At 64.6% G+C, this 20,780-nt stretch carries 22 protein-coding genes; 5 read left to right on the plus strand and 17 right to left on the minus strand.

The features are described 5' to 3' along the window. Positions 1-197: 197 nt before the first annotated feature. From hpaI to HTY61_RS18525, 7 genes are read right to left on the minus strand one after another with little or no spacing between them, the layout of a single operon-like run. Positions 198-974 (minus strand): 4-hydroxy-2-oxoheptanedioate aldolase, encoded by a 777-nt coding sequence (gene hpaI / locus HTY61_RS18495; RefSeq protein ID WP_175278186.1) that lies wholly within the window; start codon positions 972-974, stop codon positions 198-200. A 10-nt stretch (positions 975-984) separates the two neighbouring features. Continuing rightward, positions 985-1,791: a 2-oxo-hept-4-ene-1,7-dioate hydratase gene (hpaH, locus tag HTY61_RS18500; RefSeq protein WP_175278187.1), complete on the minus strand. Its 807-nt coding sequence runs from the start codon at positions 1,789-1,791 to the stop codon at positions 985-987. After that, a complete protein-coding gene (locus HTY61_RS18505) occupies positions 1,788-2,651 on the minus strand; it encodes a fumarylacetoacetate hydrolase family protein (RefSeq protein WP_175278188.1) in 864 nt (287 codons plus the stop codon). Before HTY61_RS18505 ends, hpaH begins: the two co-directional genes overlap by 4 nt. 10 nt (positions 2,652-2,661) lie before the next feature. After that, entirely contained in the window at positions 2,662-3,642 is a 981-nt protein-coding gene (gene hpaD, locus HTY61_RS18510; protein WP_175278189.1) for a 3,4-dihydroxyphenylacetate 2,3-dioxygenase, read from the minus strand. A gap of 24 nt (positions 3,643-3,666) precedes the next feature. Further along, positions 3,667-4,521 carry a 3,4-dihydroxyphenylacetate 2,3-dioxygenase gene (gene hpaD / locus HTY61_RS18515; RefSeq protein ID WP_175278190.1) on the minus strand — a complete coding sequence of 285 codons (855 nt, stop codon included), beginning with the start codon at positions 4,519-4,521 and terminating at the stop codon, positions 3,667-3,669. 37 nt (positions 4,522-4,558) lie between these two features. Beyond that, positions 4,559-6,070, minus strand: coding sequence for a 5-carboxymethyl-2-hydroxymuconate semialdehyde dehydrogenase (gene hpaE / locus HTY61_RS18520; RefSeq protein WP_175278191.1), 1,512 nt, complete (start codon positions 6,068-6,070; stop codon positions 4,559-4,561). A gap of 2 nt (positions 6,071-6,072) precedes the next feature. After that, a complete protein-coding gene (locus HTY61_RS18525) occupies positions 6,073-6,459 on the minus strand; it encodes a 5-carboxymethyl-2-hydroxymuconate Delta-isomerase (RefSeq protein WP_175278192.1) in 387 nt (128 codons plus the stop codon). Between the two features lie 117 nt (positions 6,460-6,576). Here HTY61_RS18525 and hpaR point away from each other — a divergent pair, with 117 nt between their 5' ends. Continuing rightward, positions 6,577-7,047: a homoprotocatechuate degradation operon regulator HpaR gene (gene hpaR / locus HTY61_RS18530; RefSeq protein ID WP_175278193.1), complete on the plus strand. Its 471-nt coding sequence runs from the start codon at positions 6,577-6,579 to the stop codon at positions 7,045-7,047. Between the two features lie 46 nt (positions 7,048-7,093). On the opposite strand, the gene HTY61_RS18535 is transcribed toward hpaR, so the two are convergent. The 6 genes from HTY61_RS18535 to trhO form a co-directional block, all read right to left on the minus strand. Next, a complete protein-coding gene (locus HTY61_RS18535; protein WP_175278194.1) occupies positions 7,094-7,285 on the minus strand; it encodes a DUF2783 domain-containing protein in 192 nt (63 codons plus the stop codon). Between the two features lie 2 nt (positions 7,286-7,287). Beyond that, entirely contained in the window at positions 7,288-8,925 is a 1,638-nt protein-coding gene (locus tag HTY61_RS18540) for an FAD-dependent oxidoreductase (protein ID WP_175278195.1), read from the minus strand. Between the two features lie 35 nt (positions 8,926-8,960). Beyond that, on the minus strand, positions 8,961-9,920 hold the full coding sequence (locus HTY61_RS18545; RefSeq protein ID WP_175278196.1) for an MBL fold metallo-hydrolase: 960 nt from the start codon (positions 9,918-9,920) through the stop codon (positions 8,961-8,963). After that, positions 9,920-10,942 (minus strand): fumarylacetoacetate hydrolase family protein, encoded by a 1,023-nt coding sequence (locus HTY61_RS18550; RefSeq protein WP_175278197.1) that lies wholly within the window; start codon positions 10,940-10,942, stop codon positions 9,920-9,922. Before HTY61_RS18550 ends, HTY61_RS18545 begins: the two co-directional genes overlap by 1 nt. Positions 10,943-11,129: 187 nt before the next feature. Beyond that, on the minus strand, positions 11,130-11,972 hold the full coding sequence (locus tag HTY61_RS18555; protein WP_175278198.1) for an urease accessory protein UreD: 843 nt from the start codon (positions 11,970-11,972) through the stop codon (positions 11,130-11,132). Beyond that, a complete protein-coding gene (gene trhO, locus HTY61_RS18560) occupies positions 11,969-12,889 on the minus strand; it encodes an oxygen-dependent tRNA uridine(34) hydroxylase TrhO (RefSeq protein ID WP_175278199.1) in 921 nt (306 codons plus the stop codon). Before trhO ends, HTY61_RS18555 begins: the two co-directional genes overlap by 4 nt. 201 nt (positions 12,890-13,090) lie before the next feature. On the opposite strand from trhO, the gene HTY61_RS18565 reads away from it, so the two are divergent. The 3 genes from HTY61_RS18565 to HTY61_RS18575 all read left to right on the plus strand — a co-directional run bounded on the left by HTY61_RS18565 (position 13,091) and on the right by HTY61_RS18575 (position 15,918). After that, a complete protein-coding gene (locus tag HTY61_RS18565) occupies positions 13,091-14,239 on the plus strand; it encodes a GGDEF domain-containing protein (protein ID WP_175278200.1) in 1,149 nt (382 codons plus the stop codon). A gap of 84 nt (positions 14,240-14,323) precedes the next feature. Beyond that, complete coding sequence (locus HTY61_RS18570; RefSeq protein WP_175278201.1) at positions 14,324-15,241, plus strand: N-acetylmuramidase domain-containing protein; 918 nt, start codon at positions 14,324-14,326, stop codon at positions 15,239-15,241. Positions 15,242-15,282: 41 nt separating this feature from the next. Further along, positions 15,283-15,918 carry a 2-dehydro-3-deoxy-phosphogluconate aldolase gene (locus HTY61_RS18575; protein ID WP_175278202.1) on the plus strand — a complete coding sequence of 212 codons (636 nt, stop codon included), beginning with the start codon at positions 15,283-15,285 and terminating at the stop codon, positions 15,916-15,918. A gap of 78 nt (positions 15,919-15,996) precedes the next feature. On the opposite strand, the gene HTY61_RS18580 is transcribed toward HTY61_RS18575, so the two are convergent. After that, on the minus strand, positions 15,997-17,103 hold the full coding sequence (locus tag HTY61_RS18580; protein ID WP_175278203.1) for a TRAP transporter substrate-binding protein: 1,107 nt from the start codon (positions 17,101-17,103) through the stop codon (positions 15,997-15,999). A gap of 278 nt (positions 17,104-17,381) precedes the next feature. Here HTY61_RS18580 and HTY61_RS18585 point away from each other — a divergent pair, with 278 nt between their 5' ends. Continuing rightward, positions 17,382-18,137: a gamma-glutamyl-gamma-aminobutyrate hydrolase family protein gene (locus tag HTY61_RS18585; protein WP_175278204.1), complete on the plus strand. Its 756-nt coding sequence runs from the start codon at positions 17,382-17,384 to the stop codon at positions 18,135-18,137. 17 nt (positions 18,138-18,154) lie between these two features. On the opposite strand, the gene HTY61_RS18590 is transcribed toward HTY61_RS18585, so the two are convergent. From HTY61_RS18590 to HTY61_RS18600, 3 genes are all read right to left on the minus strand, one after another. Then, on the minus strand, positions 18,155-18,565 hold the full coding sequence (locus HTY61_RS18590; RefSeq protein WP_175278205.1) for a hypothetical protein: 411 nt from the start codon (positions 18,563-18,565) through the stop codon (positions 18,155-18,157). Positions 18,566-18,629: 64 nt separating this feature from the next. Further along, positions 18,630-19,604, minus strand: a complete 975-nt coding sequence (locus tag HTY61_RS18595; protein ID WP_175278635.1) for a 2-hydroxyacid dehydrogenase — start codon at positions 19,602-19,604, stop codon at positions 18,630-18,632. A 13-nt stretch (positions 19,605-19,617) separates the two neighbouring features. Then, positions 19,618-20,643: a LacI family DNA-binding transcriptional regulator gene (locus HTY61_RS18600; RefSeq protein ID WP_175278206.1), complete on the minus strand. Its 1,026-nt coding sequence runs from the start codon at positions 20,641-20,643 to the stop codon at positions 19,618-19,620. Between the last annotated feature and the right edge of the window lie 137 nt (positions 20,644-20,780).

A 20,780-nucleotide genomic window follows, 5' to 3' on the forward strand; every position in this document is an offset into this window, starting at 1 on the left:
ATTCACGTATCGTCAATTGCAACAAGTGACAAGCAGCGAATTTTACGCGGGAAAGGCGCAAGATGCGTGGACTTCCTGCGGCGATGCGGCCTTTTAGGCCCTGCGGTCTGACAAATCCTTTTCCGCACAAGGTCGGAGGGCGTTCAGATGCCCCTAAACGTCCCTCGATCCGCCCGTTATCTCCTCGAGATAACGGGCTACTTTTTTTCCGCGCCATACTGCTTCGCGAGTTTCCGTGCCGCGCCGGCGAGGAGCACGACGTCTATACCCACGGCGATGAAGGTGACGCCCAGTGCAGCATAGGTGTCGATGGCTGCGGGATCCGTCGCCAGTATTCCCGACGCCCTGCCGGCAGCGTGGATGCGACCGATTGCAACCGCTATCGCTTCCTGGACCTCCGGCGTGCCGGGCTTGCCGATGTGTCCCATGTCGGCGGCGAGATCCGCCGGTCCGATGAAGACGCCGTCGATCCCCTCGACCGCCAGGATATCGTCCAGGGCGGCCATGCCGGCCCGGTTCTCCACCTGCACCAGCAGACATATCTCGTCGTCGGCGGTGGTGAGATAGTCGGAGATGCCGGAGAATCTCGACGCGCGGGCAAGCGCCGAACCGACGCCGCGCACGCCCCTCGGCGGATACCGCACCGCCTTCACCAGCGCGGCGGCCTGTTCGCCGCTTTCGACCATCGGCACCAGGATGTTCTGCGCGCCGAGATCGAGCACCTGCTTGATCATCCAGGTCTCGCCGATCGGCAGGCGGACGACGGAATGGGACGGTGACGCCTCGAGCGCCTGCAGCTGGGCGAGGATGGAGCGCAGGTCGTTTGGCGCGTGCTCGCCGTCGATCAGCAGCCAGTCGAAACCGGCGGTGCCCATGATCTCCGCCGCATAGGCGTCGGCAAGGCCGAGCCAGCAGCCGACCTGGCGTTCGCCGCGCGACAGGGCGGCCTTGAACTCGTTTACGGGTGCGGGCATGGCGTGGTCCTCAAGCGAAATTGCAGGAAACGGTTCCGAAGGCGCCGAAATCGGCGTGGATCTTCGAGCCCGGCGGGCATTCGACCGGGCGGATAAAGGATCCGGACAGGACGACCTGGCCGGGCTCGATGCGCTGGCCGTAACCGGCCATGCGGCGGGCCAGCCAGACGATGCCGGTTACCGGGTTGTCGAGGACGCCGGCGCCGAGTCCGGTTTCCTCCACCTCGCCATTGCGCGAAACGATGGCACCGACCCAGCGCAGGTCGAAGGCGTCGACGGGATGCCTTTCATCGCCCAGAACGATGCCGGCATTGGCGGCGTTGTCGGAAATGGTGTCGCAGATGGCGCGCGCGCGGCCGGTCTCGGGATCGGCGCGCAGGATGCGGGTGTCGAGGATCTCCAGCGACGGCGCGACATGATCCGTCGCGGCGATCACCTCCTCGCGGGTGACATTCGCCCCGGCGAGCGGGGCCTTCATGACGAAGGCAATCTCGGCCTCGATGCGCGGCTGGATGAAGCGGCCGGCGGGCACGGTCGCGCCGTTGTCGAAGGCCATGTCGTCGAGCAGCACGCCGCTGTCGGGAATGTCGATGTTCAAGGCGGACTGCATCGCCCTGGAGGTCAGGCCGATCTTCCAGCCGATCACCTTGCGGCCGGCGTCCAGCTTGCGGCGGACGAGCGCCGCCTGCACGGCATAGGCCTCGTCCATCGTCATGGATGGGTGGCGAAGAGTCAGGAGGCCGATCTGGCGGCGGTTCTGGTCGGCCCGGAAGAGTTCCTCGGCCGCCTGCTCGATCTCGGATTCGCTGAGCGTCATGTCTCGTCCGCCACGCCGTTTCTCAAGACGCCGATTCCTTCCGCCTCGATCTCGACCAAGTCGCCGGGTTCGAGGAAGACCGGCGGATCGAGGCGCGCACCGGCTCCGGTCGGCGTGCCGGTGACGATGATATCACCGGGCAGAAGGGTGGTGAAAGTGGAGATGTAGGCGATCTGGCGGGCGACGGGAAACATCATCCGGCCTGTGCGGTCATCCTGCCGGACCTCGCCGTTGACGCGGGTGGTCAGGCGCACGTCGATGATCTGGGCGGGATCCCGGAACGGTACCAGCCAGGGGCCCATGGCGCCCGAGCTGTCGAAATTCTTGCCCTGGGTGACGTTGAACTTGGCGTGTCGCACCCAGTCGCGCAGCGTGCCCTCGTTGCAAAGGGTCAGTGCGGCGATGTGGCCGAGCGCCTCGTCGTCGGGGATATGGCGGCCGCCCTTGCCGATCACCACTGCGATCTCGCCCTCGTAGTCGAGCTTGTCGGACGCCTTCGGGCGGATCAGCGGCCGGTCATGGCCGGTGAAGGAGCGCGGGAAGCGGACAAAGAGCGACATGTTCTCCGGCGCGTCCTTGCCGTCCTTGTACTCGGCATTGCGATCGGGGAAATTGACACCGACGCAGATGATCTTCTCCGGCGCGGGCACCGGGATCTCGTATTGGAAGCTTGCGTCCGGGTGGGTGACCGGGCGGCCCTTCGCGGCCTCGACAAGCTGTTCCAGCGCGCCGGCCTCGACCACTTCGCGCAGTGTCGGCCATTGCGGGAAGTCCGGCGACAGGGCGATCATGCCGCCATCGGCGACGACGCCGTAGAAGGATTCTCCGGCGGCGGAAAACGTGGCGATGCGGTCAGTCATGCCTAACTCCTCAGGGCGCGACAATGGGCTGGGCGGCGAGGCTCGGCTCGACGATGTCCGTGCCCTCGAACAGGCTTCCTTCCTCGAACCATGAGCGCGGCGCAGGCGCGCCCCACAGGGTCTGGCGCTGGGGGTCCTTGAGGTCCCACTTGATCGGCTCCAGGTCCGGATCGACCGTCTGGTAATCGGAGCAGTAGATCTCGATGCGGTGGTTGTCGGGATCGCGGATGTAAAGGAAGAAGGCGTTGGAGATGCCGTGCCGGCCCGGGCCGCGCTCGATGTTCGAAACCCAGCCGGTCGTTGCCATCAGGTCGAGCAGGTCGATGATGTTGAGCGGGGTGGGAACCCAGAAGGCGGTGTGGTGCAGGCGCGGGCCGCGGCCGTTGGTGAAGGCGAGGTCGTGGACGCCGCCCTTGCGGTGCGTCCATGCCGCCCAGAGCCGGCCGGTTTCCTCGTCCTCGGTGTACTCGGTCACGCGAAAACCGATCTCGTTGTAGAAGGCGACGGATTCGTCGACATTCGGCGAGAAGCAGTTGAAGTGGTCGATGCGCAGCGGTTTCACGCCGCGATAGAGTTCGTATTTCTGGTGGATCGGCGGCAGGCGGTCCATGCGGGCGTAGAATTCCAGCGGGATGCCGTGCGGATCGCGGGTGCGGAAGGTGCGCGACTGCCAGGGGCGCTCGACCCATTCGACCGGCAGGTCCCTGGATTTGAAGAAGTGTGCCGCCTTGTCGAGATCCTCTTCGCTGAACACCTTGAAGCCGAGATCGCGGGCAACCGCCGTCTCGCCCTCGCGCAGCACGATGCAGTGGTGGCCGCGCTCCTCCATGGCTCGCAGCCAGATGGTGTCCGGCGTCTCGTCGGTAACCTGCAGGCCGAGCGTATCGACATAGAAGGCACGGCTCTTCGCCAGATCGGTTACCACGAGCTCCACATGGGACAGGCGGACGATATTGAAGGGCGGGTAAAGGACCGGTGCGGGTATCGGCATCGCTTGCTCTCGTTCCGGTAGCCGTCAGACGACGGGGAATATAACGTTTGTCTGGCCCGTGCCGGAGCTCGGGAAATATTCGGTCACGACCTCGCCCCTTCCCTTGTAGCCGTCCCAGCCGAGCGCACCGAGCAGCATGACGGTGTCGTGCATGGAGCCCTCGCCGCAGCAATAGTCGGCATATTCGGGAAGCATCTTCACGAAGGCGGCCCAGTCGCCGCGCTGCCACATGTCGAGCACGTGGAGATCAACCTGGCGGTTGAACTCGGACGAGATGGTGAAGGTGCCGTTGTTGGCCTCGTATTCGTCGTTCGGCCAGATCCTGTGGGACAGGGAACCGGAGGCAAGCAGAAGGACCTTCGAGTTGCTTTCCTCCACCGCCTCGCGGATCGCCTCGCCGATCCGGCGCGAGGTTTCGAAGCTGTGCACGGTGCAGTACGCGGCGATGGAGACGACGCGGAAGTCGGCGACCCGGCTCATGAAATGCATCGGCACGATGGTACCGTATTCCAGTTCCAGCGAGTCGATCTGGTGCGAGAGCGTGTAGACGTCCTTCGCCATCGCCTTCTCGGCGATCGCATCGCCGAGCGCAGCGTTGCCCTCGAAATCGAACTCGAGATCCTGGATGAATTGCGGGAACTCGTTGGAGGTGTAGAGGCCCCGGAAGCGGTGGTTGGCATTGATGTGGTAGCCGGCATTGACCAGCCAGTGGGTGTCGCAGACCACAGCCGTGTCGGCGCCGAGCTCCCTTGCGCGCCGGGCGATCTCGAGATGGCCGTCGATGGCGGGCTGGCGACAGCCGTGCAGGCGTCCGGGCTGCTCCGACATCAGCATGGTCGGAACATGCGTCACCTTGGCGGCCAGTACGATTTCACCCATGTCTTCCTCCCGTTGTCTGCATGTCATGCGTGTCCGGTCACTTGCCGAGCTGCGGAATGCGGTGCCGTCCGGTGGCGAACCCGATGTGCTTCTGCTCCATGTAGAATTCGAAGGACCAGTCACCGCCGTCGCGCCCGATGCCGCTGGCCTTGACCCCGCCGAAGGGCGTCGGCAGGTGGCGGACGTTTTCCGAGTTCACCCAGATCATGCCGGCCTCGAGCTTGTCGGTGAAACGCAGCGCCCGGGTCAGGTCGTTGGTCCAGACATAGCCGGTCAGACCGTATTGCACGCCATTGGCGATCTCGAGCGCCTCGTCCTCTTCCCCGAAGGTGATGGCCGTCAGGACCGGGCCGAAGATCTCCTCCTGGGCAATGCGCATGTCAGGTCGTGCGCCGGTGAACAGGGTCGGCCTGACGAACCAGCCCTTGCCGTCCACTGCCTCGCCGCCGGCGGCGATCGTCGCGCCCTCCGCGCGTGCCACGTCGAAATAGGATGTCACCTTGTCGAAATGGGTCTTGTGGATCAGCGGGCCGATCTCGGTCTCGGGATCAAGCGGGTGGCCGACGCGTATGCGGTTCACGCGCTCAACCAGCTTCGCCAGGAATTCTTCCGCAACCGTTTCCTGGACAAGCAGGCGCGAGGAGGAGGTGCAGCGCTCGCCATTGAGCGAGTAGATCATGAAGATCGCCGCATCGAGCGCGCGGTCGAGATCGGCATCGTCGAAGACGATAACCGGGTTCTTGCCGCCAAGCTCGAAATGGACCCGCTTGAGGGTGTCTGCACCCTGTTTCATGATCATCGAGCCGGTCTTCGACTCACCGACGAAGGCAATGGCCCGGATGTCGGGATGCTCGGTAAGGGCCTTGCCCGCATCCTCGCCGAAGCCGTTGACGAGATTCCAGACACCGGCGGGAAGGCCGGCCTCCTCGGCGATCTCCATCAGTATTCGCGCGGTCACCGGCGAGAACTCGGCAGGCTTGTGGACGACCGTGCAGCCGGCGGCGAGCGCCGGGGCGATCTTCCAGGTCGACAGCATGAAGGGCGTGTTCCACGGGGTTATGACGCCGACGGGGCCGATCGGGACGCGGGTGGTCACGTTCATCAGTGTCGGGGACGGCAGGGACTGGCCGTCGCGCGCGGACGGGGCGCGGTCGGCGAAAAAGCGGAAGTTCTCCGCTCCGCGCAAGGCCGCCTTGGACATGAAACGGTGGGCCTGGCCGGTGTCCCAGCATTCGGCAATGGCGATTTCGTCGGCGCGCTCGATAATCCCGTCGGCGATGGCGTGCAGGATCTTCTTGCGGCTGACGGCATCGAAATCGCGCCAGGCCGGGAAGGCCGCCTTTGCCGCCTTCGCCGCCGCGTCGACATCTTCCGCGCCGCTTTTCGCGACCTTGCAGATGAAGCTCTCGTCGACCGGGGAATGGTTGTCGAAGGTGGCGCCGGAGGCGGCAGGGCGGCTCTCGCCGCCGATGTGATTGAGAACGCCGTCCGCGCGGAAGCGGGCGATACAGGCGTCGAGCTTTTCGAGGTTCTTTTCGAGAGTAGACAAGGTCAGCCGTCCTTCAGATGGTCCCTGATGGTGTTCAGTTTCGGACTCAGTTCCGGGTCAATGTCGCGCATCTCCATCGACAGGGCCACCGGGCGGGTGGCGATCACCGGATCGAGAAAGGATTTCGCCGCGGCGAACAGCTTTTCCGTAGCGGCCTTCTTCGCCTCGAAGGTGCGGCCACCGCGCAGGCGTATCGATATGTCGATATAGCCGTGGTGCGGATTGCCGTCGGCAATCGACACGTGGTCGGCGCGAATCGCGCGGACACGAATGCCAGCCATCGGAAACACGCCCGTCTCGATGCCTGTCCTGCGGAGAAGATCGCATAGCGCGGGCATGTCGACCGAATTCTCCAGATTCGCCGAATAGTCGATTATGATGTGCGGCACCGGCACCTCCCTTGCCGCTGAACTCGTTAACATGTTAAATTGTTGCGCGTGGAGAGTCAAGTGCACTCTGGTGCAAGGCATATTGCCTTGCGGAACCGCGAGGGGCAAATATCGGGCATGGAGAAAACGGAAAAGACCGCTGGACGGGAGAGCGCAGCAAAAGTCGGCCTCGCGACTGCCCGATCGCTGCCGATCGCGCTCCTGCGCGCCCGCGAGCGCGTGATGGGACCGATCCGCGCCATGCTCGCCGATGCCGGCGTGACCGAGCAGCAGTGGCGCGTGCTCCGCGTGCTCGACGAGAATGGCGCGATGGACCCGACGGAGATCGCGGAGCGGTCCTGTCTGCTGCTGCCGAGCCTGACGCGGATCCTGCAGGCGCTTTCGGAGAAGGGCTATGTCAACCGTACGCCGCATCCGACAGACGGGCGCCGCCTCCAGATCACCATCACGTCCGCAGGTCACGATTTCATCGCCTCCAACATGGCGGAGGCGGAACGCATCACCGCGCGGCTACGCGACCATCTCGGTGCGGACAAGCTGGACACGCTGCTCGATCTTCTGAACGAGCTTGACGGCCTGCGCCTGTAAGGGGCGCGGAAGGCGTTCTCGGAGCACCTCCCCGGCTTGGGACGGGTCAGCGGGACCGGGCGGCCTCCAGCGCCTCGCGCAGCGTCTCGCGATCGCCGATATGGTTGGCCAGGATGAGAATGAGGCGGGCGTTGAAGGCGTCGCTCTCCTCCTTGTCCAACCCCTCGTGCGCGGCCAGAAGGTCGGCATAGAAATCGTCGGGTGCGGCGATGTTCGGCCTGGTTTCCAGCTTTGCCATTGTCATGCCCTCCCCGTTGCGGTGCGGATCGCGGCCTTGACCTCCGCCTCGTCGAAAGACTGCCAGCGGGCCGCGACGTGCTGGTCCGGCCTGATCAGATAGACGGCGGACCGGGCCTCGCCGAGATAGCGCGCGGCCAGGCCGCCATCGGAATCATCGGCGGATGAAAGCCGCAGCGCCTCCGCCACGACGCCGCCATCCCCGATGCTGTCGGGAATATCCGCGTCGATGGCGAGCAGATGGAAGCGGTTCCCGAGCAAATCAAGCAGGAAGCCGGAGTCGAGCGGTGCGTCCGGGCAGGGGGCGCCGGGCCGCGTGCGCGCGGGGCCGCCTTCCAGCCTGTCCGGGCCGTTGAGCGGCGAACCGTCATAGACGCAGGGCACGGACAGGCGTCCGGAATTGACCAGCGGACGCGCGAACTCGTAGCGCTCGGAAAGGTCCAGCACCGCGTCGCGGAAAATGCGGCTGATCTCCGATTTCGGCGTGATGAAATCGGTCGAGCGCGTGGAATTGAGGATGTTCTCGTCCGCGCCGTGGATCCGTTCGTGATCATAGGAGTCGAGCAGGCTTTCCGGCGCCAAGCCGTCCATCACCAGCTTCAGCTTCCAGCACAGGTTGTCGGTGTCCTGCAGGCCGGAATTGGCGCCGCGCGCGCCGAAGGGCGACACCTGGTGCGCGGAATCGCCGGCAAAGATCACATGGCCGTGCCGGAACTTTTCCATGCGGCGGCACTGGAAGGTGTAGATGGACACCCATTCGAGCTCGAACTTCACGTCTTCGCCAAGCATGGCCTTGAGGCGCGGGATGACGTTCTCGGGCTTCTTTTCCTCCTCCTTGTCGATATCCCAGCCGAGCTGCAGGTCGATGCGCCAGACATTGTCGGGCTGCCTGTGCAGAAGTGCCGACTGGCCGCGGTTGAAGGGCGGATCGAACCAGAACCAGCGCTCAGTCGGGAAATCGGCCTCCATGACGACGTCGGCGATCAGGAAATTGTCCTCGAAGACGCGGCCGACAAAATCGAGCCCCATCATGGAGCGGATCGGCGAGCCGGCGCCATCGCAGGCGATCAGCCAGTCGGCCGAGATGGCGTAGGGGCCATCGGGCGTGTCCACGGTCAGCGCGACGCCGCCTTCCTTTTCCTCGACGGAGACGACCTTGTTGCGGCCGCGCAGCTCGACGGGCTTTCCCTCCCGCTGCAACTCGCGGATCCGTTCAACGAGATACTGTTCAAAATAGTATTGCTGCAGGTTGATGAAGGCCGGGCGGCGGTGTCCCGACTCAGGCAGAAGGTTGAATTCGTAGACCTGGCGGTCGTCGAAGAACACCTTGCCGATGTTCCACTCAACGCCCTTGTCGACCATCGGCTGGCCGCAGCCGAGCCGGTCCAGAATTTCCAGCGGGCGCTTGGCGTAGCAGACCGCGCGCGAGCCCCAGGAGACCTTGTCATTGTCGTCGAGCACGACGACCGGCACGTCCATCTGGGCGAGGTCTATGGCGGCGGCAAGGCCGATGGGGCCGGCGCCGACCACGACGACCGGATGATGTGCCGAGGCGCCCGGTTCCTGGTCCGCCGTGCGCCGATAGGGATAAAGCGGCGTCTCGAATATCTTCTTGCCGCCGGTTTCGACTGCCTGGTCCACCTTCGCTCCTCCCGTGGTGCTTCCTCTCGTCGGCCTCAGCCCTGCAGGGCCTCCCACATCTCGCGGTCGCGCTGTGCCGTCCAGACGCGCGGCGTGTCGATGTCCAGCGCCTCGTCATAGGCACGGCTGACATTGAATGGCAGGCAATGCTCGTAGATGGCGTAGTCGGAGAATTTCGGATCACACTCGGCGCGGCAGGCGTCCCAGGCCTCCTTCAGGGAACCGCCCTTCCTGGCCACGCGCGCCACCGGATCGTAGGTGGAGGTGACGAAGTCCGTCGTCAGGTCGAGCGCCGCATTGACCATGTCCCTGCCGACAAGCGCGTCGCCGCGGCCGGGCGCGATGGCGTCCACGTCAAAGGCGCGGATCTTCTCGATGGTCTTCGGCCAGTCGCCGAAATGACCGTCGCCGCAATAGCAGGCGGAGTGGTATTCGACGATGTCTCCGGTGAACATGACGTTTTCGTCGGGCACGTGGATGACGATGTCGCCGGCTGTGTGCGCCCGGCCGAGGAACATCAGGTCGACGCGCCGCTTGCCGAGATAGACGCTCATCCTGTCGGTGAAGGTCGTGGTCGGCCAGGTCAGGGGCGGTACGTCGGCGATGTTCTCATAGCCCTTGAACAGGCGCGGGAAGCGCATGAATTCGGACTCGCGGTCCTCGGCACCGCGTTCGGCAACCATGGAACGGGCCTTCTCGCTCATGACGATGGTCGGCGCGTTGTAGGCGGACGCGCCGAGAACGCGGACGGCGTGATAATGGGTCAGCGCGAGATGGGTAATCGGCTTGTCCGTGACGGAACGTACCTTCTCGATCACCTTGTTCGCCAGTTCCGGCGTGGCCTGCGCCTCGACAATCATGACGGAATCGTCGCCGATGATGACGCCGGTGTTCGGATCGCCCTCGGCGGTGAACGCCCAGAGATCGCGGCCGATTTCGGTGAAGGATATCTTCTTCTCGGCGAGATCGCCGGCGGAAGCGAATTGCTTGGCCATCAGTCGGTTCCTTCGTATTTCTCGACGGTCTGCTCGATGGCGCCGAAGATCGAGTGTCCCTCGGCGTCCTTCATCTCGATGCGAACGGTATCGCCGAACCGCATGAATGGCGTTTTCGGCGCACCGTCGCGAATGGTCTCAATCATGCGCACCTCAGCCAGGCAGGAATAGCCCAGCCCGCCATCGGCGACCGGCTTGCCGGGGTTGCCGTCGGCATCCTTGTTGGACACGGTACCGGAACCGATGATGGCACCGGCGCCGAGCGGCCTCGTTTTCGCGGCATGGGCGACCAGCGTCGGGAAATCGAACGTCATGTCGATGCCGGCATTGGCGCGGCCGAGCGGCTCGCCGTTGAGATCCACGCAGAGCGGCAGATGCACCTTGCCGCCGTCCCATGCGTCACCCAGCTCGTCCGGCGTGACTGCGACCGGCGAGAAGGCCGAGGACGGCTTGGACTGGAAGAAGCCGAACCCCTTGGCGAGTTCCGCGGGGATCAGGCCGCGCAGGGAGACGTCGTTGACCAGCATGACGAGGCGAATGGCGTCTTTCGCCCTCGCCGGCGAGGCACCCATGGGCACGTCGTCGACGATGACGGCAACCTCGCCCTCCATGTCGATGCCCCAGGCCTCGTCGGCCATGCGGATCGGCGCGCGCGGGGCGAGAAACGTGTCGGAGCCGCCCTGATACATCAACGGGTCGGTCCAGAAGGAGGCCGGCAACTCGGCGCCGCGCGCCTTGCGCACCAGCTCGACGTGGTTGACATAGGCGGAGCCGTCCGCCCACTGGTACGCACGTGGCAGCGGCGATAGCGCGTCATGCTCGTGGAAGCGCTCGGTCGGCACCGCGTCCTTCAGAAGGCCCTCGGAGAGCGCTTCCAGCTTCGGCGCAACTTCATTCCAGTTGTCGAGAGCAGCCTGCAGGGTCGGTGCGACGGAGGTCGCATCCGTGCAGCGCGTCAGGTCGCGCGATACGACGACCAGCCTGCCGTCACGTGTACCGTTGTCGAGGGTCGCGAGTTTCATCGTTCCGTCCTTGTCGTCGTCGGCGGTGCGGTCTGCGTGCGGGGGAGGAGGGTACGATCACATGCCGCCGTCGCCCATCCTCCCGTATAAGGGGCGGTCGCATCGCAATCGGTCCGTTCGTAATGGTTGCGATTGTAACTAACAACAAATTTTTTCCGAAACGGACGACGGATGATGGCGCGGGCGCCTACAAGGACCATGTTCTCGGCAGCGGCCGACCGTCGAGAAACAGGGAAAGCAGCGGGAGAAGACGCTTGCGCAGGGCATGGCTCGTCGGCGCGGCGGCGCGAACGACGATCCTGCCGCCGGCGCCTTCGCCGATTCGGCTGATTCCCGCGGCGGTGCCGTCCAGCAGGTCGCGGGCCTTCGCCACGGCCAGGTCAAGGCGTTCCGCGTCGTCCCCGGTCGCAACGACCAGCGTCGCCGCGACCCGGTTCCCGCCCAGCACGGCGGCAGCCGTTACGCAGGGTTCCCCCTCCGGGTCGATACGGAAATCCTCGGCATGGACAAGCGCTCCGGCGCGGCGGATGCGCCAGCGGTCACGGTACAGGCCGGAGGCAACGGTCTCGCCCATCGCCTCGCGACCGAGAATCAGGGTTTCCAGGCCGACGAAGCGCGCATCATCCGCGAGGTCGACCTCGAGGGCACGGACGAAGCGGCCGCCGTCGAATAGGATCGTCTCCTGCGGCAGCCAGAACAGCGTGGCGCCGGACTCGACCCGGATTGCCGTGTTCTGCCGGCCGGTATCGCCGGCGCTCCGATAGATGCGCTCGCAGGCCTGGGTGGAAATGATCGCGTTGGTGCCCGGACCAGACTCGATCGTCCAGGACAGGGTGTCCCCACCGGTGACGCCTCCGGACGTGTTGATGAGAACGGCTTCCAGCGCATCGGTATGCGTTCCCGGTACCCGGATCTTCGCATTTCCCGACTGGTGAAGCCGGTCGATACGCGTGCGCCCGGCCGCGCGCTTAACGGCAAGCGTACCCTTGCCGTGAGAGCGCTGCATGTGCGTGGCGGCGATCCCGGTCATTCACTGCCGAGGTGCCGCTGGCCGCGCATCCGCGCCAGCTCGATCTGGCGCTGTCGCTCGGCGTAGCGGGCGCGGTCCTCCGCGGTACGCTTCTCGTAGCAATGAGGGCAGGAGATGCCCTCGACATATTTCGCGGATCGGGTCTCCTCGGGCGTCAGGGGATGCCGGCAGGCGCGGCACAGAACGTAGTTTTCCGGCTTCAGGCCGTGGCCGACGGCTACACGTTCGTCGAAGACGAAACAGGCGCCTCGCCACTTGCTTTCCTCCTCAGGCACTTCCTCCAGGTATTTCAGGATGCCGCCCTTGAGGTGATAGACCTCTTCGAAGCCGAGTGTCTTGACGAAGGCAGTCGCCTTCTCACAGCGGATGCCGCCGGTGCAGAACATGGCGATCTTCCTGCCCTTCAGCTCGTTGTCGTGGCGACGCACCCAGTCAGGAAACTCGCGGAACGTGCTGGTATGGGGGTCGACCGCGTTCTCGAAGGTGCCAATGGCGTATTCATAGTCGTTTCGGGTGTCGATGACGACTGTGTCAGGGTCGGCTATGAGGTCGTTCCATTCGCGCGGCTCGACATAGGTGCCGACGATCTGCGTCGGGTCCGTGTCGGGCACGCCCATGGTCACGATTTCCTTCTTCAAACGCACCTTCATGCGCAGGAATGGGGCCTTCTCCGCCCAGCTTTCCTTGTGTTCCAGGCCCGCGAATTCGGGCTGGGCGTGAAGAAACTCGAGAAGGCGGTCGATACCCTCTCGCGAACCGGCGACCGTTCCGTTGATGCCCTCGCTTGCCAGCAGCAGCGTGCCTTTCAGCCCGGCTTCGCGGCAAACCGCCTCAAGCTCCGGCCGGAATTCGCGGAAGCGGTCGAACTTCGCGAAGTGATAGAGCGCGGCAACGATATATGGCGGGTTCCTGTGCATGACCTTCCGGTTACTGCCGAACGGATATCGAGGCAAGGGGCGGTCGCCGCGAACGCCAGCGCGAAACCGGCAGTCACGAATGGATTTACCGGCCGGTAACCATGGCACCTAACCGGATGGTAGGCCGGTTCTGCTATTCCCGGTTGCATCCGGACCGTCGCCAAATCAACCGCCGGTCTGTGGGGATCGGGGGATCAATCGTTGGACACGACGACGCTATTCCTGGCCATCGCATTGATTCTCGTGGTCATGGCGACCGCGTTTCATGTCGCCGGGCGCGGCCGGAGAGACCAGCCGTACTGGGGCACGTGGACGGTTGCCAATCTCGTGCTGGCGGCAGCGCTGACAGCCTATGTCTTTCTCGACGACCTGCCGCGGTTCTTCATGGCAACCGTGCCGAACGGCCTGCTGGTGCTGGGATTCGGAATGCGCTGGCTGGCTGCACGCCAGTTCGGCGGGCGCGATACTCGGAACTGGATGGTCTGGGGCCCGTGCGCGCTGTTCGTGGGCCTGTGCGCCATTCCGGCCGTGGCGGGCTCCTATTCCGCGGTCTACACGATCGTCAACGTGATCCTCTGCGCGACTGCCTTCGCGACAGCGGCCGAGTTCTGGCGGGACCGCGCCGACCGGCTGCCTTCGCGGATCGGCCTCGTTTTCGCGTACGGAATCATGGGCGCCTCATTCGCGGTCCGCGTGGGGCAGGGATTGTTCGCGGCAGGCGACATCGTGCGCTACCTGCCCGAGGACACCTTGCTGGAAATTCACCTGGTGGTAGGCGTCCTGCACGCGGTCGGCGCCGGCGCCTTCGCCCTGTCGCTTGCCTATGAACGGGGTAACCTGGAATTGCGCCATGCCGCCGACCACGACGCGCTGACCGGGCTGTTGAACCGCGGCGCTTTCGAAGCGCGGCTGCGCCGGCGGCTCGAACATGGTTGCGGCAATTTCGCGCTTGCGGTGTTCGACGTGGACCATTTCAAGGGCATCAATGACACCTATGGTCACGCGGCGGGTGACGAGGCGCTCAGGACATGCGCGCAGGTGTGCCGTTCGATCGTGCGTGACGGTGACATGGTTGCGCGGATCGGCGGGGAGGAATTCGCGGTCCTGCTGGACGGCCTGTCGGCGAACGAGGCGCGGGCAACCGTGGAACGGATCCGCCGGACGATGAAGGCGACCATCATCTCTGCCGGCGAGCGTCGCTTCCGGATATCGATCAGCGCCGGCATCCATCACGTCGGTGCCGGGAGCCGGGATTTCGACGCGCTGATGCGCGTCGCGGACGAGGGGCTCTATGCCGCCAAGAACGGCGGGCGCGACAGGATCGAAGAAGCGGCCGCGATGTCGGCCTGATCGCCCGCACGGGGCGGAAAACTTATCCAACGGCGCGAAAGCCGGCGCACAATTGCCGCAGCGAAACCTTCTGCGGGATTGGCCATGTTCTCGAAAGAAATCATATCGGAAATCGAGGCGGCCGCACGGGATGTCGGAGCGGAGCCGGCGGCCCTGCTGGCCGTGATCGAAGTGGAATCGGGCGGTCGGGCATTTGCCGAGATCGACGGTCGCAAGGAGCCCCTGATCCGCTTCGAGGGGCACTGGTTCGATCGTCTCCTGGACGGCAGGAAACGCGCCCGGGCGCGCGCGTTGGGGCTGGCATCGCCAAGGGCGGGTGTGGTGAGGAACCCGGCCTCGCAGGCGGAGCGCTGGCGCCTGCTCGCGGAAGCCATGAAGGTCGATCGCCCGGCGGCGCTGCAATCGACATCGTGGGGCATGGGCCAGGTGATGGGATTTCACTGGAAAGCGCTGGGGTACGCCTCGATCGAGGAACTTGTCGCCGAAGCCCGGTCCGGCCCGGCGGGACAGGTACGCCTGATGGTGCGGTTCATGCAGGCGAACGGACTGATCGACGCTTTGAAAGCGCGGGACTGGGCCGCATTCGCGCGTGCCTATAACGGACCGCGCTACAGGGTGCACCGCTACGACAGCCGGATCGCCGCCGCCTACCGGCGCCACAGGCGACTGCTGGACAGCGGCAGGCCCGGGCCGGCCGGTCTCGTGCGCGGCGACCGCGGGGAGGCGGTCCGGAAACTGCAGCGGATGCTGACGGCGGCGGGCTATCCGCTTGCGCAGGACGGGCAGTACGGTCCGGAAACCGAGCGGGCGGTCAGACGGTTCCAGGCCGATCACGGACTCGATCCGAGCGGATCGGCAGGGACGAGGACCATGGACGAACTGCGGCGCGCATCGCGAAGCGGGGCATTTTTTCGCAACTTGTCATACCTGTACCGTCTTTTGCGGGCTATGTTGCCGGGTGCCGCCCGGAAATCCGACACATGGTCTGGACGGCTTCGCTAAACCGATTTAAGTGCACGGCAGAACGCCACAAGGACTTCGACATGCCGCAAAATACCGATGCATTGCTTCCCATCATGACCGGTCAGCCGGTCATACCAGTCATCGTGCTCGATGACGCGAAGGACGCGGTGCCGCTGGCGAAGGCGCTGGTGGCCGGCGGACTGCCCGCGATCGAGATCACGCTCAGGACCGATGCCGCACTGGAATCGATCCGTCGCGTGGCGGACGAGGTTCCGGAGGCGCTGGTCGGTGCCGGCACCATCCTCAACGGCACGCAGTTCGACCAGGCGGTCGATGCAGGCGCAAAATTCGTGGTCAGTCCCGGCCTGACGCCGGAACTGGTGGACGCCGCAGAGGGAAGCCCGGTGCCGCTGTTGCCCGGCGCGGTGACGTCGAGCGAGATCATGGCGGCACTGGAGGACGGCTATTCACTGCTGAAGTTCTTCCCGGCCGAACAGGCGGGCGGGGCGGCCTATCTGAAATCGCTGTCGTCGCCTTTCGGCGGCGTGAGGTTCTGCCCGACCGGCGGGGTCTCGGCGAAAAACGCGGACGAATACCTGGCGCTACCGAATGTGCTCTGCGTCGGGGGGTCCTGGGTGGCGCCGAAGGATGCTGTCACATCCGGCGACTGGGACCGGATTGCCGCACTCGCCGGGGAAGCCGCATCGCTGAAATAGCCGGGGCCCGGCAGGGGAAAGAAAAAGCCCGGGGCGGCGAGCCGTCCCGGGCTTCCTTTTGCATTGTCTTGCCAGTGCCTAGAGCTTGCCGGCGCGCTGCTGCAGCATCTGGAATGTGTCGAAGTTGTACTCCGACAGCTGCTGCCACAGATAGCCTTCGCGGCGATAGCCCATGTAGCTGTCGTGAACCTTCTTGAAGGTCGCGTTCTCCGCGGAGAGCTCGGCATAGGTTTCCGTCGCAGCGTCGAAGCAGGCCTCGAGAATCTGCTGGCTGTAGGGACGGAGCTGCGTGCCGGAGGCAGCGATCTCCTTGAGGGCCTTGGGGTTCAGCGTGTCGTAACGGGCCATCATCACGCTGTTGGCCAGAGCGGATGCGCTCTTGACAATTGCCTGGTAGGACTTCGGCAGTTCGTTCCACTTCTCGAGATTGATGAAGTTGTGGACGGTCACGCCGCCTTCCCACCAGCCCGGATAGTAGTAGTAGGGAGCGACCTTGTTGAAGCCGAGCTTGCTGTCGTCATAGGGGCCGACCCACTCGGCGCCGTCGATGGCACCCTTTTCCAGTGCCGGGTAGATGTCGCCGCCGGGGATGCCCTGCGGAACCACGCCGACCTTCTCGATGATCTTGCCGCCCATGCCGCCGATGCGGAACTTCAGGCCCTTCAGGTCGTCGAGCGTGTTGATTTCCTTGCGGAACCAGCCGCCCATCTGGGCACCGGTATTGCCGGCCGGGAACGCGATGGTGTTGTAGTTGGCATAGAATTCGTTGAGCAGGTCGGTGCCACCACCCTCGTAGAGCCAGCCATTGGTCATGCGGGCGTTGAGACCGAAGGGAATGCCGGTTCCGATGCCGAAGGTCGGGTCCTTGCCCCAGAAATAGTAGGAGCAGTTGTGCATCATCTCCACCGTGCCGTTGGACACGGCATCGAGCGCTTCCAGCGTGCCGACGATCTCGCCGGCGGCGAAGACCTGGATGTTGAAGTTGCCGTCGGTGGCTTCATTCACCGCGGCGGCGAAGACCTCGGCAGCACCGTAGATGGTGTCCAGCGCCTTCGGGAAGCCCGAGGTGCAGCGCCAAGTGATTTTCGGCATGGACTGCGCGATGGCCGGGGCGGCAAGGGCGGTTGCAGCCGCAGCGCCGGCGCCGACAGCGCCGGTTTTCTTGATGAAAGAACGACGATCCATAAGATCCTCCCAGATGATTACGTGACGAGACCGCCCCGTTGTCCCCCCAAAAACACGGGCTTTTCCGCGGCGGAACCCGGCGCGTACCTTACAGTTTTGCCCTTGCCTGTCCAGCGGTGACGCCCGGTCAAAACGCACTGAATGGTAAATTTTTTTGTCCACTGCGATCGAATGCGGCGGCACCCGCGACCGGTGCCCAAAAAGCGTGCAGTACAAGACCATTGCATCGAACGTCGGCACCAATACATAAGGTGCGGATTTACCAGGAGAGAACAACCATGCAACCGATCGTCGCCGTGGTCGCTGATGTCCGCGATTTCGACAATTATCGCTGGCATTGCACCCCGCAGTTCTATCTCGAAGCGGCCATGTCGGTTGCCGGCGTGCTGCCGCTGATCGTACCCGCCTTCGGCGACCGAATCGATCTCGGCGACCTGCTTGGCCGTGTCGACGGCGTGCTGCTGTCCGGGTCGAAATCGAACGTGCATCCGCACCGCTATGGCGTGGAACCGACATCCGACCACGAGCCCTATGACGAGGCCCGCGACGCGACCGCATTGCCGCTGATTCGCGGCGCAATCGACAGGGGCGTGCCGTTGTTCGCGATCTGTCGCGGCTTGCAGGAACTGAATGTCGCGCTGGGCGGGACGATCGCCCATGAGATCCAGACACGGCCGGGCAATGCGGACCACCGCGCGCCGCAAAGCGACGTTCAGGACGAGCGGTTCGCGTTTGCGCACGAGGTGGATCTGCGGCGTGGCGGCTGCCTGGCGCGCATCGTCAATGCGGATCGCATCAAGGTGAACTCGCTGCACCGGCAGGCCGTCGAGAAGCTGGCGCCAGGGCTGAGCGTCGAGGCCACGGCGGACGACGGCACGGTGGAGGCGGTCACGGTCGACGGTGCCAAGGGGTTTGTCGTGGGTGTGCAGTGGCACCCGGAATACTGGGCGAAGACAGACAAGCCCTCGGGCGCGTTGTTCAAGGCTTTTGGCGATGCCGCGCGAGCCCGCGCAGCGGAACGCGCGTCCACCTGAGAAAGCGCTGGCGCGCGTCAGAACGCCTCGAAGGACAGCGCCAAATCAGCCGGTTCCACGACATTCCAGCCGAAACGGTCGTCGGCGGACAGGCGCATCACGACATTTCCCTTGCGGTCGGTTATGCGCACCCTGCCGGTTGCGGTGTCCTGCCAGATGCGCGCCTCGGAAAGCGCCGGCGGCATGCCGTCGCACTTTCCGGGCTCAAGCCGGTGGATGTCATAGCCCGCGGCGCGGTGCAGGGCGACTATGCAGGTGCGGTTGCGGGCGTGGTCGACCACCATGAACCGGTCGGCATCCGCCGGGGGCGCGATCGATGCGGTGGTCATGGTGTCGATTCCCGGATCGGCAATTCCGCTGCCCATGGCCATCATTCCGGCGATGCCGAGCACGGCAGCGCCATTGATCCAGTACGCGAAAGATTTCATCGCCGATCCCACCACTTGCACTACAAACAGGCGGGCACATTGGCCGATCATGGTTAAGCGAGGGCTAACGCCCGCTGCGCTTCGCCAGATGACGCGCTTCCGGCACGGCGGTCAGCGTCTCTCCCTTCGAGAACCACGACACCAGATTGTCGGCGACGAGATCGCCCATCAATCCGCGCGTATGCACCGATGCCGACCCGACATGCGGCAGGAGGCAGACATTCCGCATGGCGATCAGTTCCTCCGGGACATCCGGCTCGTTCTCGAAGACATCGAGGCCCGCGCCGGCAATCGTCCCCTTGCTCAAGGCGGCGACGAGGGCCGCCTCGTCGATCACGGTGCCGCGGCCGATATTGACAAGCACACCATTCGGGCCAAGCGCCTCGAGCACCTGGGCATTGACCGTATGTCGCGTCTCCGGCGTGCCCGGAACGACGCAAACCAGGGTGTCGACGGCCTCGGCAAGGTCGAGCAGCGTGTCGTGATACGGATAGGCTACATCGGTGGCGCGGCTGCGATTGTGGTAGCGGATCGACAGGCCGAAAGCCTCGAGCCGGCGCGCGATCGCCTTTCCGATGCGTCCGAGACCGTAGATTCCCACCGTCCGGTCGCGCAGGGTCAGGGGCGTAAGCCTGTAGTTGCCCTCGCCTGTCCACCGACCCTGACGCAGCCATTCCTCTGCCGAGTAGAATTCGCGCACGGTGTTCAGCAGCAGCGCCACGGCGGTGTCGGCAACCTCCTCGTCGAGCACGCCGGGCGTGTGGGTGACGACGATGCCCCTTTCAATGGCGTGGAGGCTGGATTTCGGATCGTAGCCGACGCCGAAATTGGCGATGATTTCCAGGGAGGGAAGCGCGTCGATTACCGGAATCCAGTCCGGGCTCAGACCCGCTGCCAAACCACGGATGCTTTCGCGCAATTCCGCAGGAACAAGCGCGGGATCCGGCCGCTCGAGCGTCAAGGCGTCAAATTCTCCGGCAATGCGGTCCCTGGCGCGCGGATCGAACGCGGCCGGCATGGCGACGCGCAGGGTTTTCAGGTCGTTTGCCATGTCAGTTCCTTTCCTTCACGGGGGAGGTGGACTGGCGAATATGCAGTTCGGGCCGGATGAGTTCCAGCGTGCCGGACTGGTCCTTGACGCCATCGATGCGGTCGAGAAGGGCGCGGGCGGCCCGACGCCCGACTTCCGGCTGACCGTTCCAAACCGTTGTCAGCGCAGGCGTGGCAATGGCCGCTTCCTCGAGATCATCATAGCCGGTGATGGAGATGTCGATGCCCGGCACGAGGCCGGCGCGACGGATGCCATTCATCATGCCGATGGCGACGAGATCGTTCCAGCACACGGCCGCAGTCGGCTTGTCGGGCAGGGCGAGGAACTCGCTGGCCGCCTCGAAACCCGCCTGCTTCGTACGCGGGCCGGGAATGCGCCATTCCGGCTTGACCGGCAATTCTGCCTTTTCCATCGCCTGAAGATAGCCCTGGAAGCGATCGCGACCGGTGGAGGTATCGTCGGTGCCACCGATCATCGCGATGCGCTTGTGGCCGAGCGATATCAGGTGCTTGGTTGCGAGCCCGGTGCCGAAGGCATCGTCGCCGCGAAAGACCGGAAGGCGCGCGCGCGGGATGGAACGGGCTATCAGGACCACGGGAAGGCCGTTCCGCAATACCAGGTCGATATCGTCAAGCGGTGTACCGATGGCCGGAGACATGATGACGCCGTCGGCGCCGAGTTGCAGCAGCGTGTCCAGGAAATCGCGCTGCTTCTCGACGTTGTCGTAGTGATTGGACAACAGGAAGGTGTGGCGGGACCGGTCCAGTTCCGTTTCTATGGCCTTCAGAATCTCGCCGTAGAACGGGTTCATGATGTCATGGACGACGACGCCGATGATGCCTGACTTCGATGTGCGCAGACTGGCGGCACGCCGGTTGTAGATATAGCCCATCTGGCGGGCGTGCGCCTTGATGCGTTCCTTGGTGGCCTCGGCAACAAGGGGGCTGTCACGCAATGCGAGCGAGACCGTCGCCGTCGATACGCCGAGTGCATCAGCAATGGTTGAAAGCTTGATCTTCTGCGCCACGAACCCCTCTCCCTTTAAAAAATTTAGCTAGCTTTAAAATTTGCAGGCCGCAAGAGCAAAATGTTTAGGCGTCTTGGTCGGCGGGGCGGGGCAGGGCAGTCAGTCGGGGAAATGGAGGGAGGCGCGCAGTGGGGCCG

It is taken from the genome of Oricola thermophila (assembly GCF_013358405.1).
In the GTDB taxonomy this organism is placed as follows: Bacteria; Pseudomonadota; Alphaproteobacteria; order Rhizobiales; family Rhizobiaceae; genus Oricola; species Oricola thermophila.